Here is a 15,710-nt window from a genome sequence, read left to right as displayed (position 1 = left end):
GAGAACGCCCTTATGCGTCAGCCGCGGCCGGTTTCAGCATCTCGGCCGCGACCGACCGCGCCACATCGAGCTCCGCCACCAGCTCGTCCAGCGGCGGGATGTGATCGTCCCGCTCGATGATCGCGGACACCGGACCGAAATGGCGCAGCGCCGTACGATAGAGGTCCCACACCTCGTCGCACACGATGGCGTCGTGCGTATCGATGATGTGGCTCATGTTGTGCTCGTGCCCCGCGAGATGGAACTGCACGATGCGCTCCTTCGGCACGCCCGCGATGAAAGAATGCGCATCGAAGTCGTGATTGAACGCGGAGACGAACACATTGTTGACGTCGAACACCAGCCAGCATCCGGTGCGCCGCGTCAGCTCCGCGATAAACTCCCACTCGCTCATTTCCGAATGCGAGAACTGCACGTAGCTCGATACGTTCTCGAGCGCGATCGCCTGACCCAGATATTCCTGCACGTGATGCACGCGCGCCGCCACGTGGTCGAGCGCCTCGCGGGTATAGGGAACGGGAAGCAAATCGTGCAGGTTCACGCCATGCACGCCCGTCCAGCACAGATGATCCGAAATGAAGACGGGCTCGCTCCGCTTCGCAAGCGCTTTCAGATCCCGCAGATAGCCCTCGTTCAAAGGCGCCGTCGACGCGATCGAGAGAGACACACCATGCATGACGATCGGATAGCGCGCGCGGATGCGATCCAGCATTTTGAGCGGCTGCCCGCCCGGCACCATGTAGTTCTCGGAAATGACCTCGAACCAGTCGACATTCGGATTTCCCTCCAGAATGTCCTGGTAGTGCTGAGGCCGGAGACCAAGGCCGAAACCGAGGTAGGGCGGCTTCTGTGAGGAGCCCTCGGCATTGGCCGGCGGGCATTTCTCTGCCGTCATGACGCGCGCCTCCGGAGTTCAAATTTCGCAATGTCCGGCGGTAGTCTTCCTGCCGCCGGACATCATGACGCTCGGGAGCGGCTTACTTCGCCGGCTCGAATTTCGCGCCTTCGACCTTCTCGCAATCGGCCTTCGTGCTCTCCGTGAAGCCCTGGCCCTTGCAGGCATTCTGCCCCTTGCAGGCGTTGGTCGCGGTCTTGCACGCGCCTGTGCCCTTACAGGCATTTGCGCCCATGCAATGTCCCTTGGCTTCGTCGGCAGCATAAGTCGGCGCCGAGACGGCACCGGCCAGCAGAAGCGTTGCAGCGGCGGCAGCGAGAGCGGAGCCAGAGGTCACCGTGAGTTTCATGAGCGTATCCTTTCTTATGATGAACGCCATCCCGGAGTGATCATCGAAGGGCTTCCCGTCCCGGGTGCCGACCGAGGAAGCATGCTGGGAGCTACGCCGTGCCGCGAAAGGAAGTTTCAAAAAATCCGCAAAATAAAAACGTTGATCCGATGACGAAAAGCGGCCGTATGACTTGGCCCCAGCGCGTGGAATGAGCCGAGGCTCCGATCACGGCGTCGCCTTGACCAGCTTGCCGCTGAACACCACGGGTCCCGTCGGCTTGCCCGTGGGCGAGCCACCCTTGGGCTCCACGCTCACCGCATAGGTGCCGTCCATCATCATGTCGTGCATCTTGCCGCCCGCCATGGGCCGCACGTCCATCTCGCTGTCGTCGAACACGCCGAGCGACTTCGGTTGCGGCATGTCGTCGTGCACGAGCCAAAGCTGGTAGGACTTCTCCGCTTCCGCCGGCTTCTGCATCGCGGAAATGACGAACATGTTCGTCTTGGTATCGACAGTCAGCAGGAACGCCGGCAGCGCATCAGTTGCCTGCAGAACCGCCACATACTGCGTCGGCATCTGGCGCCGTTCGTACTCCTGCCAGCCGACCACGCCCGCGAGCGAAGCCGCCAGCGCCGTCATCGCACCGGCCGCGGTGCGCCAGCGGCTTGCCCGGCGCACCAGCGCCTGCTCGCGCGCCTTGAGCGACACGACATGCTGCGAAAGCCCGATTTGCGCGCGGATCTTGCTGTAAAGCCCAGGCGGCGGCTGCACCGGCGCCACGACCTCGGCCAACGGCCCGAGACGGCGCTCCCATACGGCGACCGCCTTGGCGAACGCCGGGTCGCTTTCGAGCTTGGCCTCCGCCTCGGCGCGTTCCGCGCGCGACAGCGTTCCGAGCACGAACTCGGCAGCCAGGGCATCGATGTCGTCGAGCTCGTTCATCGCTCGAGGCACCCCTTCAACTGAGCCAGACTGCGATGCAGCCAGGTCTTGATCGTGCCCTCGGGACGATCGAACCGCTTGGCGAGCGCGTCACGGCTCAAGCCATCCAGATAGGCGAGCCGGACCATCTGCCGCTTGTCGGGCTCGAGCCCTTCGAGGCATTTCAGCAGCCGGTCCACATCCTCCCGCCGCCCGAGAACCTCGACGGGATGCTCGTCGTCGCTCGGAAGATCGTCCAGCTCCGACACGTCGGCCGCCGGTCGCACGCCGCGCCGCCGCACCTCGTCCAGAGCCCGGTTACGCACGATCGCGGCCATCCAGGTAATCGGCGCCGCAATCTCGGACTTAAAGTCCTGAGCGCGCTCCCAAATCCTGAAATAGCTATCCTGGACCACGTCCTCCGCCGCCTCCTTGCTTCTCAGGATACGCAGGGCAACGGAGAAGAGTTTCGCGGAGGTGGCTTGGTAAAGCTCCGCGAACGCGGCTTCATCGCCGCGCGCCACTCCGGCAAGAAGCTCGTCGAGCTGTCGGCACGTGGACTTCATTCCAGCCGTTCCGGTTACGGAGTTCGCCCATGTCGCACGATGGGCGCAGGCGCGAAAAACTGCGACAGTAATAACGGATTGCGGCCTCATGTCGAGACACGAGCTGCGGCTTGGCTTAATCAAAGGCTGAACAGAACCCTTTGCATCTGGATAGCCACGGAGATCCCCTTGCCGAGTTTCGGACTGCCGACCAATCTCGCTCCCATTCTTCTGCTCCTTGCCTCGAACATCTTCATGACGTTCGCCTGGTACGGTCACCTCAAGTTCAAGAGCGCGCCCATCTGGATCGCAATCGTGGTGAGCTGGGGCATCGCCTTTTTCGAATACTGCCTCGCCGTCCCTGCCAATCGCATCGGCCACGGCACCTATACGGCCGCCGAGCTGAAGACGATCCAGGAGGTGATCACGCTCACGGTCTTCGCGGGCTTCTCGGTGCTCTATCTGCACGAGCCGCTGACGCTCAATCACCTGGTGGGCTTTGCACTCATCGTGGCGGGAGCCTATTTCATTTTCCGGGGGCCGCTATGAGGCTGACACCCATGGAACGCATGAACGCCGCGGCCGCCGAAATCGACGCCGCCAACAGCCAGGATCCGAACCGCATTACAGTGGACGGTGCGGACTATCCCGCCGAGCTGATCTACGGGCAGCGCATGTCGGCCATGCTCGCGCGTGTCTATCCCGATGCCTCGGAGGCGCTTCGTCTCGCCGCTCGCGCTCAGCACATCCGCCGGTGGGAAGTACCCCGCAACACTTATCCCATGGACCGGCCCGGCTACCTCCGCTGGCGCAAGGACCTCGGCCGCAAGCATGCCGAATGGGCGGGTGCCATCCTGGCAGACCTCGGCTACAGCGACGACGAGATTGCACGCGTCGGCGCTCTCATCCGCAAGGACAACTTCCGTCGCGACCCCGAGGCCCAGGCTGTCGAGGACGTCGCCTCGCTGGTGTTTCTCGCCCACTATGCCGAGGACTTCGCGGCGAAGCATGAGCCCGGGAAAGTCATCGGCATCCTGGTGAAGACGCTCGGCAAGATGTCGGAGCACGGCAAAGCGGCCGCAGCCGGGCTCGATCTTCCCCCTGCGGTTCGCGCCGCTCTCGAAACGGCGATCGCCGAGGCCGCCGCATCATGACCTCCTCGCCGGCTCACGCGCTCGCGGTCGTTTTCGCAAGCCACGGGGACCGGGGCGGCGCCTCTCCCAACGCTGCGTTGAACGCCCAGGCCAACGCCGTGCGCGCCCTCATGCCGGGCACACCTCTCTTCGCGGGCGTGCTGAAAGGCGAACCCACGCTGGAGCAGGCGCTCGCGGAGGCAGCCGCATCGGGAGCTGAAACCATCGCCGTCTATCCGCTCTTCATGGCGGACGGCTACTTCGTGCATAAAGTTCGCGAACGCGTTCTCGCCGCTGGCCTTGCGACAGAGCCGAGAATACTCCCCCCCCTCGGCCTCGACCCGGTCCTACCCGACATCCTGGTGCAGGAGGCCGTCGCCATCGCGCACCGTAGGGGATTCGAACCCCTCAATTCCCGTCTCCTGATCGCCGGTCACGGCTCGAAGCTCGGCCCCGCCTCCGCGAGCGCAACCCGCAAGGCCGCCGCCCGCGCCGCGCTCTCACGGCGCTTCGCCACTGTGACGACGGCGTTTCTCGAGGAAGAGCCCTTTCTGGAGGATGCGCTGCGAGCAAGTCCTGCACCGACCATCGTCGCGGGATTCTTCTTCGGCGATGGCATGCACGCCGGAGACGACGTTCCCGAAGCCATCGAGGAAACCGGCGCCAACGCGATCTACACCGGCCCCATCGGCAATTCGCCGGCCATCGCCCCCCTCATCGCCGCGGCATTGTCGGCGAACGGACCGGCAGCCTAATACGCCGAGATGTGAAACCCGCCGACACGGGCGCAAGCCGGCACTCGCACCGAGATCTCCCCGCTGTCCCAGCGGACGCCCCACTCGCAGGTCTCCTCGCTGTCCACAAAATAACTGAGCCCTGGAACGGCCGACCGGCACATCAGGCTCTCCGCATATTCGCACCGCGCCCGATCCGTCTTGAGCGCGTCCCGCAGCGGTGTACCGACACGAATGCCGAGACTGTCGGCCGCGCGCTCACTCCACGACGAAAGCGCCGTGATCTTGCCGCTCTCCTCGCTGCCGTAGATGTTGAACGACACACCTTTGCGGCTGATGACGTAGCATTCCATCTCGCACTCGTCCGAAAACGTGACCGTATAGGGCTGGAACCGCCCCTTGATGAACGACGGCGAATAGCGGTCTCCGAGCGCAATCCGAAAATCCGCGTTCAAGGCGCTCTGGACATGCCGGCTATGAAAAACCAGCTCCGTCGCATCGTCGGCGCGCGCAGACGCCATGAGGACGAAGACGGTCAGCAACGCGGCGAGAGGGGAGAGGATGGTGAGGTGCAAAGCAGAAGACCTCCGGAAAAGCGAACCTGTCCGCAATCTAACGAAAAAGGCCGCTGCGTTGATGCTCAGCGGCCTCTTGTCGTTAATCCGTTAGCGCCTTGTAACGGCTACTCCCGGCGGCGGCGCTCGCCACGGCCGCCCTCGCGGTCGCGGCGGGGCGGACGCTCGGCCGAGAACGTCTCCTCGGGCTCGCCCTCGGCACGCGGAATCTCCTGACCGGTGGCCTGGTCGACGATCTTCATCGAGAGGCGCACCTTGCCGCGGTCGTCGAAGCCCAGGAGCTTCACATAGACTTCCTGGCCCTCCTTCACGACCTCACCCACGGTCTGCGGGCGGCCCTGCGTGAGCTGCGAGATGTGCACCAGGCCGTCCTTCGCGCCAAAGAAATTCACGAACGCGCCGAACTCCATGATCTTCACGACCTTGCCCTTGTAGATCTGGCCGACCTCGGGCTCCGACGTGATGCCGCGGATGCGGGCGAGCGCCTTCTCGATGCTCTCGCGGCTCGCCGACGCGATCTTCACCGTGCCGTCGTCCTCGATGTCGATCTTGGCACCCGACTCCGCAACGATCTCGCGGATCACCGAGCCGCCCGAGCCGATCACTTCGCGGATCTTATCGGTCGGAATCTTGATCGTCTCGATGCGCGGCGCGTACTCGCCGAGCTCCTCGCGGGCCCCCGTCAGCGCCTTGGACATCTCGCCGAGGATGTGCAGACGGCCACGATGGGCCTGCTCCACGGCAACCTTCATGATCTCCTCGGTGATGCCGGTGATCTTGATGTCCATCTGCAGCGCCGTGACACCGTTTGCAGTGCCGGCCACCTTGAAGTCCATGTCGCCGAGATGATCCTCGTCGCCGAGAATATCCGAAAGCACGGCAAAATCATCGCCTTCCTTGATGAGGCCCATCGCGATGCCGGCAACCGGCGAACGCAGCGGAACACCCGCATCCATCAGCGCGAGCGAGGTGCCGCACACCGTCGCCATCGAGGAGGAGCCGTTGCTCTCGGTGATCTCCGAAACGACGCGCAGCGTGTACGGGAACTCGTCCTGCTTCGGCAGCAGCGGATGGATGGCGCGCCAGGCGAGCTTGCCATGGCCGATCTCGCGGCGTCCCGGAGAGCCCATGCGGCCCGTCTCGCCCACCGAGTAGGGCGGGAAGTTGTAGTGCAGCAGGAAGCGCTCTTTCTTGGTGCCTTCCAGGCTGTCGATGTACTGCTCGTCCTCGCCGGTGCCGAGCGTCGCCACCACGAGCGCCTGCGTCTCGCCGCGCGTGAACAGCGCCGAGCCGTGCGTGCGGGGCAGCACGTGAACCTCGGAAAGGATGGGACGCACGGTCTCGAGATCGCGTCCGTCGATGCGACGCTTCGTCTTCAGCACGTCGCCGCGCATGATCTCCATTTCGAGCGCCTTGAAGGTGTCGCCGAGCAGCACCTTCTCGTTCGGATCGTCCGGCAGCTGAATGCCTTCGAGCACCTTCTTCTTGGCCTCGGCCACGAGATCCTGGCGCTTGCCTTTCTCCTTGGTCGAGAACGCGGTCTTGAGAAGATCGCCCGCGAGCTCCTTGACCTTCGCCTTGTACTTCTCCGCGTCGGGAAGCTTGATGTCCCAGGGCTCCTTGGCGGCCTTCTCGGCAAGCTTGATGATAGCGTCGATCACCGGCTGCATGTGCTTGTGGCCGAACACGACGGCGCCGATCATCTGGCTTTCGGGAAGCTCCTGAGCCTCGCTCTCGACCATCATCACGGCATCCTGCGTGCCTGCGACGACGAGGTCGAGCGTGCTTTCCGCCATCTCGTCGATCATCGGGTTGAGCACGAATTCGCCGCCGATGACGCCGACGCGGGCGGCGCCGATCGGTCCGAGGAACGGCAGACCCGAGAGCGTGAGCGCCGCGGAAGCCGCAACCATGCCAACGACGTCCGGATCATTCTCGAGGTCGTGCGAAAGAACGGTGACGACGACCTGCACCTCGTTCTTGAAGCCGTCCACGAACAGCGGACGGATGGGGCGGTCGATGAGGCGCGACGTCAGCGTCTCCTTCTCGGTCGGACGTCCCTCGCGCTTGAAATAGCCGCCCGGGATCTTGCCCGCGGCATACGTACGTTCCTGGTAGTTCACGGTCAGCGGAAAGAAATCGATGCCGGGCTTCGGGCTCTTTGCGCCGACGACGGTGGCCAGAACGCTGGTCTCTCCGTACTGCGCATAGACGGCGGCATCGGCCTGGCGGGCCATATGCCCGGTCTCCAGTTTGAGCGTGCGGCCGCCCCATTCAATTTCCACGCGATGAATATCGAACATGTGCGTTCTTTCGTTCTATCTCTGTTTCATGTCTTTTGATGCGCGGCTTCCATAGCACGAATGCAAGCAGCGCCGCGAACCGAAAAGGTCGGCGGCGCCAAAAGTGCTTTCGAAAAAGTGGAGGCCGATTTGCCAGCGATGGCGGAGGCCGAGCTTGCCCTTCGCGTCCCCCATGGGACCCGAGCGGAGCAGCACCTCGGCCATCACCAACCCGATTTCCGCCGCTATTAGCGACGGATACCGAGCTTCTCGATGATCTTCTGGTAGCGCGCCTCATCCTTGCGCTTCACATAGTCCAGAAGCTGGCGGCGCTGGCTCACCATCTTGAGCAGACCGCGGCGCGAGTGGTTGTCCTTCTTGTGCGCCTTGAAGTGCTCGGTGAGGCCGTTGATGCGCTCGGTCAGGATCGCAACCTGAACCTCGGGCGAGCCGGTGTCGTTCGCCTTGGTGGCATTGGCCTTGATGAGCTTGGACTTAGCTTCGGTCGTCAGCGACATCGGGGTCTCCTTTCAGGTGGGAGGCCGCCCCTTCGGGCGGCGATGAACGGCCATGGCCGGGATGTCGTCCAGCCAGGTCGCAAACAAGGACCATGATCGGATCAGGCTCCATCGCCTGACGTGCGGTCATCGGTCCAAAGCAAAACGCCGCTCACGCCTGAGGCGCGAACGGGATGCGCCGTTATACACATTCGTCCGAACAGCGCGAGTGAAAAGTTTCACAAACAAGGTCAAGAGGTTGCAGGACTAAAAACCGAAGTTGCATAGGCGCAAGCTTCAAATCCCGTCAGCCGCCGAAATTGAACACCCGGGTGGGATGCAAGGCCCCCTTCTCGATCTCGCCCAGCGCCACGATCTGGCCCTTGGAGATCGCATACGCCACACCGCCCAGCACCGGCGCATCGCGCCCGCGGATCAGAATGCTGCGCCCCTGCGCCAGATCGGCAGCATCCGACGGGCTGACGTTGATCTCCAGGATCTCGCCCAGCGCCATCTCGACGGGGCGCAGGAACGACGAGAGATCCTCGCCCGCCTCCGCCGCCTCCTCGATCTCCTCGAGCGAGAATGACTCCTCCTCCGCGAACGGCCCCACGCGCATCCGGCGAAGCTCGATCACGTGCCCCCGGCAGCCGAGCGCCCGCCCCATGTCGCGCGCAATCGCACGCACGTAGGTGCCCTTGCCGCAGCGTGCTTCGAAGATCGCGACGTCCTCGTTCGGGGTCTCGAGCAGACGAAGCTCGTCGATGACCACAGGGCGCGCTTCGAGCGTCACCTCCTCGCCGTCGCGCGCCAAGGCATACGCACGCTCGCCGTCGACCTTGATGGCCGAGAACTGAGGAGGAACCTGCATGATCTCGCCCGTGAAGCTCGGCAGCAACGCTTCGATCTGGGCTGGCGTCGGACGCCCCTCGCCCGTCGCCACCACCTCGCCCTCAGCGTCGTCGGTCGCCGTCTCCGCACCCCAGCGCACGGCGAAGCGATAGACCTTCTCGCCGTCGACAGCGAACGACACCGTCTTCGTCGCCTCTCCGAACGCAATCGGCAGGATACCCGTCGCCAGCGGATCGAGCGTGCCCGCGTGCCCGACCTTCTGCGCGTTGAACAAACGCTTGAGAATGCCGACTGCGCGCGTGGAGGTCATCTCGAACGGCTTGTCGAGCACCAGCCAACCGTGAACGGCGTTGCCTTTTTTACGTCGTGCCATTGTGTGCTTACCTGCGTCCCGCACCGCTCGCCCGGATCAGCGAAGCAATCGGTATCTCTCCGCCCGCGTCATCCCGGCGGTCGTGCCGCCTCACGCGCCAGTCGCGTGTCGAGAGGCGGGGCTAGTCCTTCTCCACGTCTCGCCGCACCTTCTCGCTGTGCAGGAGCTGATCGATGCGCGTGACCTCGTCGAAGGTCTCGTCCTCGCGAAAACGAACCTCGGGCGCCACCCTCAGATCCACCGCATGCGCGATCTCGCCGCGAATGAACTTCGCGTTGCGCCCGAGCGCATCGATCACGGTCTGGGTGTCCTTGCCGCCGAGCGGCATCACGTAGGCCGTTGCCAGCCGCAGGTCGGGCGACATGCGGACCTCGGTGATGGTCGTCACGTGGGAAGCGAGCACGTCGTCATAGATCTCGCCGCGGGCCAGCATCTCGGCCAGCTTGTGACGGATCAGTTCGCCAACGCGAAGCTGGCGCTGCGAAGGTCCCTTCGCACTATGGGATTTTCGTCTGGACATATCTTCTCAATCCACCGGGATCGAACCGGCACGAGGCTAATGGCCTCTATAGCGACGCAACTTCGGCTGCGAAACAGCCCGGGAGCAAGGCGACTCGCGACGAATGTCGCGCCTCGCGGAGCGCTTCCGATCGCTCTTTTCGAGCGATCGGAACAGCGCGCATGAGCGGCCTAGAGACTTCTCTTGATCGTCTCCACCTGGAAGCACTCGATCTCGTCGCCCTCGCGGATATCCTGGTAATTCGCGAACGCCATGCCGCACTCCTGGCCAGCGGGCACCTCGCGGACATCGTCCTTGAAGCGCTTGAGCATCGAGAGCGTGCCCTCGTGAATGACGACCTTGTCGCGGAGCAGACGCACCTTCGCGCCGCGCTCCACCTTGCCTTCCGTCACGAGGCAGCCGGCAACCTTGCCGACCTTCGAGATGTTGAACACCTGCTTGATCGAGGCGTAGCCGAGGAAGTTCTCGCGCAGCGTCGGCGCCAGCAGGCCGGACATGGCCGCCTTAACGTCATCCACGAGATCGTAGATGATGCTGTAGTAGCGGATCTCGATGCCCTGCGAGTCGGCTGTCTGCTTCGCCTGCGTGTTGGCACGCACGTTGAAGCCGACGACGACGGCCTTCGAAGCCGCCGCGAGCGCGATGTCCGACTCCGTGATGCCGCCGACACCCGAATGCACGACGCGCGCCTCGACCTCGTCGGTGCCGAGCTTCTTCAGCGCGCCGGCGATGGCTTCCACCGAGCCCTGCACGTCGCCCTTGATGACGAGCGTGAAGTCCTTCTTGCCCGCCGAGTCCTTCAGCGTCTGCATCATCTGCTCGAGCGTGCGCGGCGTACCGGCCGAGCCAAGCGTCTCGCGGCGCTTGCGGATACGGTAGTCGGTGATCTCGCGGGCACGCGCCTCGTTCTCCACCACGGCGATCTGATCGCCCGCCTCGGGAGCCGAGTTGAAGCCCAGGATCTCGACCGGAACCGAAGGTCCGGCGCTGTTGACGTTCTTGCCCTGGTCGTCGATGAGGGCGCGCACGCGTCCCCACGCCATGCCGGCCACGACGATGTCGCCGACATTGAGCGTGCCGCGCTGAACGAGAACCGTGCCCACCGGGCCGCGTCCGCGCTCGAGCTTCGCCTCGATCACGACGCCTTCCGCCGAGCGGTCGGGGTTCGCCTTGAGGTCGAGAACTTCCGCCTGCAGGTGGATCGTCTCGAGCAGCTTGTCGAGGTTGGTCCGCTTCAGCGCCGAGACCGGCACCTCCAGCGTCTCGCCGCCCATGCTCTCGACCACGATCTCATGCGAGAGGAGATCGGTCTGCACGCGCTTGGGCTCGGCTGCCGGCTTGTCGATCTTGTTGATCGCCACGATGATCGGCACGTTCGCGGCCTTGGCGTGATTGATGGCTTCCACCGTCTGAGGCATCACGCCGTCGTCGGCTGCAACCACCAGCACCACGATATCGGTCACCTTGGCGCCGCGGGCACGCATGGCCGTAAAGGCGGCGTGGCCCGGCGTATCGATGAAGGTCACCTTCGCGCCCGAGGGCGTCGTCACCTGATAGGCGCCGATATGCTGCGTGATGCCGCCGGCCTCGCCCGCGACCACGTTGGTCTGGCGGATAGCGTCGAGAAGCGACGTCTTGCCGTGGTCGACGTGGCCCATGATGGTGACCACGGGCGCGCGCGGCTGCTGCGCCTCCTCGGCATCCTTCTCGCCGATGAAGCCCGATTCAACGTCGGCTTCCGAAACACGCTTTGCCGTGTGCCCGAATTCCGAGACGATGAGCTCTGCCGTATCCGCATCGATCACGTCGGTGATCTTGTGCATCGCGCCTTGCTTCATCAGGAACTTGATGAGGTCGACGGCGCGCTCCGTCATGCGGTTGGAGAGTTCCTGGATGGTGATGGCTTCAGGAATGACGACTTCGCGCACGATCTTGTCCCTGGGCTGCTGAATGCCCATGGCTTTCAGCTTCTCGCGCTCGCGCTTGCGCTTGAGCGACGCCAGTGAACGCTCCCGCTGCTGCTCGTCGAGCGCATTGTTGATGGTGAGCTTGCCGCGCTCGCGCTTCTCGTCGACAGACGGAGCCTTGACCGGCACGCGGACGACCTTGCCGCCGCGCTTGATGGCGCGGCTCTCCTCGTCGTCCGCCGTCTCGACGGCGACGGGACGCGGACGCGCGTCGTCTTTCCTCACGAGCTTGGTGGGCTCTGCGCCGCCGCCACGATCGGCGGGCGGTGCCGCACTCGCGGGGCGGGGCAGCTCGATCTGCTTCGGACGGCCGCCCTCACGGGGAGCAAAACGCGTGTCGTAGCTCGTCGGACGCGGACGCGACGAAGCCGGACGCCCGCCTTCCGCGCCGTGCGGGCGCGAAGCGGAGCGCTCGGAAGCCGGTGCTGCCGGGCGTGCCGGCGGCTCGGCGCGTGCAGCAGGGCTCGCCTGCTGAGCAACCGGCTGAGGACGCTGGGGCTCGGCTGCAGGAGGAGCAACCTCGGCAGCGGGCGGAGCGGCAGCAGGAGGCGGCGGAGCGGCAGCAGCCGCTTCGGCGGCGCGCTTGGCCTCGGCCGCGCGCTGCTCTTCGGCGCGCTGCGCATCCTCGACAGCCTGCTTGCGGGCCTCCGCGAGAGCGCGCGCACGGGCGTCGCGCTCTTCCGGCCTCAGAAGATCACCCTTACCGGCATCAGCCCGCGACTCGGCGCGGACCGGAGCCTTTGGCGGAGCCTTCGCTTCGACCTTGGGAGGCGCCGCCTGCGGGGCAGCCGGCGCGGCCTCGGGCTGCGCGCCCGGCGCGGCCAGCTTGCGGGTCTTGCGCTTTTCCACAACCACGGACTTGGAGCGTCCATGACTGAAGCTCTGCCGGACGTGGCCCGATTCAACGGTGCGCTGAAGCGATAGCGGTTTGCGTCCGCCCCCAGCCAGCGTCTTATCGGCAGTGTCCTTGGTTTCGCTCATTCGATATCCGTTCAAACCTTTAATTCACGAGCACTTTCCGGCCGATCGGATGCACCGATGCCGGACCGGTAGCGCCTAAGCCGCTCGGCCTCGTCATAAAACCGCTCAGCGGCTCCGCCTTGTATGAGGGCAGCATGTACCACATTTGACCGCCCCATGGCCAAGCTCAATTGTTCTGTCGATAGACTGGTTACCAAAGAGGCTTCCTTGCCACGGGCGCGCGCAACTGCAGCATATTTGCGCTGCAACCGCTCCCTCCCGCCGTCGGCGGCATCCGAAGCCTGCACCAGGACGGCCGTCGTCCCACCTTCCAAAAGCTCGTCAACCTGCTGAAAACCGGCCGTAACCAGCCCTGCCTTGTTGGCGAGCGCCAGCGCCTCCAGCACCCGCTTTTCCAGCAGGTGCTCTACGCGCTCCGGCAAGGCCGGATCGGCCTTGACATGACGCTTGAGGCTCTTGGCAAACACGTTGGCTTTGACGGCGCGCTCGAGCACCGCCTTGTCCGCCTTGACCCAAACCCCGCGGCCGGGCAGACGCCGCGCGAGATCCGGAACGATGTCCCCTGAGGGATCTGCGACGAAACGGATCAGGTGGTCGGGGCTCAGCGCCTCCCGCGTGGCCGCGCACAGACGCTCCCCGCCGTGTCCATCCACGGCAGGCTCGGCATCGTCGTGCTGGCGGCGGCGGTCTGCCAATGCCCCAAGTCCTCCAAAACTGGTCTGCGGCGTGTCACGGCCTTAAGCTTCCGAAGCAGCTTCGGACTCGTCCGAACCTGCCTCGTCTTCCGGAGCCGTCGCTTCCTCAGGCGTGATCCAGCCAGCGAGCACGCGCGCGCCAAGGATCAGATCCTCGGCCTCCTTGCGGCCCACCTCGAAGCCGTCGAGCACGCCCTTGTGCCGCACCGGCTCCACGTCCTTGTCCTTCGAGCGCTCGGTCCAGCCGACGAGGTCGTCCGTCGCGCAGTCCGCGAGATCCTCGAGCGTCTTGATGCCGTTCTCGCCGAAAGCGACGAGCATCGCCGTCGTCACGCCCTCGACCTTCGAAAGGTCGTCGGAAACGCCGAGTTCCCGGCGGCGGGCATCACGCTCGGCTTCCTGCTTTTCGAGATACTCACGCGCACGCGTCTGGATCTCGCCAGCCGTGTTCTCGTCGAAGCCCTCGATGTGAGCGATCTCCGACAGATCCACGTAGGCGACTTCCTCCACCGAGGCGAAGCCTTCGGTCACGAGAAGCTGGGCGATGACCTCGTCCACGTCGAGCGCATCCATGAACGCCTGCGAGCGCTCTGCGAATTCCTTCTGGCGCCGCTCGCTCTCTTCCTGCTCGGTCAGAATGTCGATGTCCCAGCCCGTGAGCTGCGAAGCAAGCCGCACGTTCTGGCCGCGCCGTCCGATGGCCAGCGAAAGCTGGCTCTCCGGCACCACCACCTCGATGCGGTTGGAATCTTCGTCCAGCACCACCTTCGAGACTTCCGCCGGCGCAAGCGCATTGACGATGAAGCTCGCCGCATCCGGGTTCCACTGGATGATGTCGACCTTCTCGCCCTGCAGCTCATTGACGACCGCCTGCACGCGGGCGCCGCGCATACCGACGCACGCACCGACCGGATCGATCGAGCTGTCGCGGCTGATGACGGCGATCTTGGCGCGCGAGCCGGGATCGCGGGCGACCGACTTGATCTCCACCACGCCGTCGTAGATTTCCGGCACTTCCTGCGCGAAGAGCTTGCTCATGAACTCGGGCCGCGCGCGCGACAGGAAGATCTGCGGACCGCGCTGCTCGCGGCGCACGTCGTAGATGTAGGCGCGGATGCGATCGCCGTAGCGCACGTTCTCGCGCGGGATCATCTCATCGCGGCGGATGATGCCTTCCGCGCGTCCGAGATCCACGATGACGTTGCCGTATTCGGCGCGCTTCACGGTGCCGTTCACGATCTCGCCGATGCGATCCTTGTATTCGCCGAACTGCCGGTCGCGCTCCGCTTCGCGCACCTTCTGCACGATGACCTGCTTGGCGTTCTGCGCGGCCACGCGGCCGAAATCGAGCGGCGGCAGGCTCTCTGCGATGAGGTCGCCGAGCTTGGCTTCCGGGTTGCGGCGCTTGGCGTCGTCCAGCGTGATCTGCGTCGCCTCGTTCTCGACCGCATCGACGACGGCCAGCACGCGCGAAAGCCGCGTCTCGCCCGTCTTTGGGTCGATCTCGCAGCGAATGTCGTTCTCCGCGCCATAGCGCGATTTCGCGGCCTTCTGGATCGCGTCTTCCATGGCCTGGATCACGATCTTGCGGTCGATCGTCTTTTCCCGCGCGACAGCGTCCGCAATTTGCAGAAGCTCGAGCCTGTTGGCGCTAATGCCTGCAACGCCTGCCATCTTCAGAGACCCTCCACGTCGTCGGTCTTCAAATCGTCCGGATCGGCTTCGACGCCGTCTCCGAGCTGTCCTTTACCTTTGGCCTTGGCCCGGCTCAGGGCTTCCCGAATGAGCTCGTCCGTCAGCACCAGCCGGGCACTGGCGATAAGCCCGACTGCAAGTCCGATAACCTTGTGGCCGTCCTCGCCGAGGTCGGCCTCTATCAGCACCTCGCCGTCCTCGAACCCTTCGAGGATGCCGCGAAAGCGCTTGCGTCCGTCGATCGGCGCCTTGAGCTCGATCTTGGCCTCCGAGCCAGCCCAGTCCACGAAATCGGACGGTCTCACCAGCGGCCGGTCGATGCCCGGCGACGAGATCTCGAGCCGGTAGCTGTCGCTGACGATATCCTGCACGTCGAGCAGCGGCGAAACGGCCCGCGAGATCGCCTCGCAGTCTTCGATCGTGATCGATCCGTCGGGGCGCTCTGCCATGATCTGCAGGGTCTTGCCGTCGCGCCCGGAAATCTCGATGCGAACAAGGCGAAAACCGAGGCTCTCGAGCACGGGCTCGACAAGCACCGCAACATCCGATGCGAGACCGGTTTCCAGAATAAAGCGATCGCGAGACGCGACCTCGTTCGAACTTTGCATACCTAGTGAATTCCGGCCGCCGCGGCAACGGGCGCTGCCAAAACAAAAAGAGCGGACCCTTGAGGGGCCCACTCTCAAAGTTGAGATGATCATGAGCAAGCGAATA

General features: G+C 64.6%; 16 protein-coding genes. 3 read left to right on the top strand and 13 right to left on the bottom strand.

From position 1 onward, the window contains the following. Positions 1–10: 10 nt before the first annotated feature. From bufB to PE058_RS06885, 4 genes are all read right to left on the bottom strand, one after another. Positions 11–895 (bottom strand): MNIO family bufferin maturase, encoded by an 885-nt coding sequence (gene bufB, locus PE058_RS06900; RefSeq protein ID WP_271030200.1) that lies wholly within the window; start codon positions 893–895, stop codon positions 11–13. An 82-nt stretch (positions 896–977) separates the two neighbouring features. Beyond that, positions 978–1,244, bottom strand: a complete 267-nt coding sequence (bufA2, locus tag PE058_RS06895; protein ID WP_026868281.1) for a BufA2 family periplasmic bufferin-type metallophore — start codon at positions 1,242–1,244, stop codon at positions 978–980. Positions 1,245–1,451: 207 nt separating this feature from the next. Then, entirely contained in the window at positions 1,452–2,168 is a 717-nt protein-coding gene (locus tag PE058_RS06890) for an anti-sigma factor (RefSeq protein WP_020087650.1), read from the bottom strand. Further along, positions 2,165–2,713 carry a sigma-70 family RNA polymerase sigma factor gene (locus PE058_RS06885; RefSeq protein ID WP_271030199.1) on the bottom strand — a complete coding sequence of 183 codons (549 nt, stop codon included), beginning with the start codon at positions 2,711–2,713 and terminating at the stop codon, positions 2,165–2,167. The genes PE058_RS06890 and PE058_RS06885 overlap by 4 nt, the downstream gene beginning before the upstream one ends. Before the next feature lie 168 nt (positions 2,714–2,881). Here PE058_RS06885 and PE058_RS06880 point away from each other — a divergent pair, with 168 nt between their 5' ends. From PE058_RS06880 to PE058_RS06870, 3 genes are read left to right on the top strand one after another with little or no spacing between them, the layout of a single operon-like run. Continuing rightward, on the top strand, positions 2,882–3,241 hold the full coding sequence (locus PE058_RS06880) for a DMT family protein (protein ID WP_020087648.1): 360 nt from the start codon (positions 2,882–2,884) through the stop codon (positions 3,239–3,241). Positions 3,242–3,252: 11 nt separating this feature from the next. Then, entirely contained in the window at positions 3,253–3,846 is a 594-nt protein-coding gene (locus PE058_RS06875) for a DUF4202 domain-containing protein (protein WP_020087647.1), read from the top strand. Continuing rightward, positions 3,843–4,580, top strand: a complete 738-nt coding sequence (locus tag PE058_RS06870; protein ID WP_020087646.1) for a sirohydrochlorin chelatase — start codon at positions 3,843–3,845, stop codon at positions 4,578–4,580. The genes PE058_RS06875 and PE058_RS06870 overlap by 4 nt, the downstream gene beginning before the upstream one ends. Here PE058_RS06870 and PE058_RS06865 read toward each other — a convergent pair. The 9 genes from PE058_RS06865 to rimP all read right to left on the bottom strand — a co-directional run bounded on the left by PE058_RS06865 (position 4,577) and on the right by rimP (position 15,604). Further along, positions 4,577–5,134 (bottom strand): hypothetical protein, encoded by a 558-nt coding sequence (locus tag PE058_RS06865; protein WP_271030198.1) that lies wholly within the window; start codon positions 5,132–5,134, stop codon positions 4,577–4,579. The genes PE058_RS06870 and PE058_RS06865 overlap by 4 nt on opposite strands. Before the next feature lie 107 nt (positions 5,135–5,241). Beyond that, a complete protein-coding gene (pnp, locus tag PE058_RS06860; RefSeq protein WP_020087644.1) occupies positions 5,242–7,437 on the bottom strand; it encodes a polyribonucleotide nucleotidyltransferase in 2,196 nt (731 codons plus the stop codon). Positions 7,438–7,664: 227 nt separating this feature from the next. After that, entirely contained in the window at positions 7,665–7,934 is a 270-nt protein-coding gene (gene rpsO, locus PE058_RS06855; RefSeq protein ID WP_020087642.1) for a 30S ribosomal protein S15, read from the bottom strand. A 286-nt stretch (positions 7,935–8,220) separates the two neighbouring features. Then, the gene (truB, locus tag PE058_RS06850) at positions 8,221–9,138 is read right to left on the bottom strand and encodes a tRNA pseudouridine(55) synthase TruB (RefSeq protein WP_271030197.1); all 918 of its coding nucleotides are present in this window, start codon (positions 9,136–9,138) and stop codon (positions 8,221–8,223) included. A gap of 121 nt (positions 9,139–9,259) precedes the next feature. Beyond that, positions 9,260–9,658: a 30S ribosome-binding factor RbfA gene (gene rbfA, locus PE058_RS06845; protein WP_020087640.1), complete on the bottom strand. Its 399-nt coding sequence runs from the start codon at positions 9,656–9,658 to the stop codon at positions 9,260–9,262. A 170-nt stretch (positions 9,659–9,828) separates the two neighbouring features. Further along, positions 9,829–12,606 carry a translation initiation factor IF-2 gene (gene infB / locus PE058_RS06840; RefSeq protein WP_271030196.1) on the bottom strand — a complete coding sequence of 926 codons (2,778 nt, stop codon included), beginning with the start codon at positions 12,604–12,606 and terminating at the stop codon, positions 9,829–9,831. 11 nt (positions 12,607–12,617) lie between these two features. After that, positions 12,618–13,301: an RNA-binding protein gene (locus PE058_RS06835; RefSeq protein ID WP_271030195.1), complete on the bottom strand. Its 684-nt coding sequence runs from the start codon at positions 13,299–13,301 to the stop codon at positions 12,618–12,620. Positions 13,302–13,343: 42 nt separating this feature from the next. Continuing rightward, entirely contained in the window at positions 13,344–14,975 is a 1,632-nt protein-coding gene (nusA, locus tag PE058_RS06830) for a transcription termination factor NusA (RefSeq protein WP_020087637.1), read from the bottom strand. 2 nt (positions 14,976–14,977) lie between these two features. Continuing rightward, positions 14,978–15,604, bottom strand: coding sequence for a ribosome maturation factor RimP (gene rimP / locus PE058_RS06825; protein ID WP_020087636.1), 627 nt, complete (start codon positions 15,602–15,604; stop codon positions 14,978–14,980). Positions 15,605–15,710: the final 106 nt, after the last annotated feature.

Origin of the sequence: Hyphomicrobium sp. DMF-1, from assembly GCF_027886585.1 — a bacterium.
In the GTDB taxonomy this organism is placed as follows: domain Bacteria; phylum Pseudomonadota; class Alphaproteobacteria; order Rhizobiales; family Hyphomicrobiaceae; genus Hyphomicrobium_C; species Hyphomicrobium_C zavarzinii.
The sequence above is the reverse complement of the archived record's forward strand: the minus strand, read 5'-3'. Positions and strand labels throughout refer to the sequence as shown.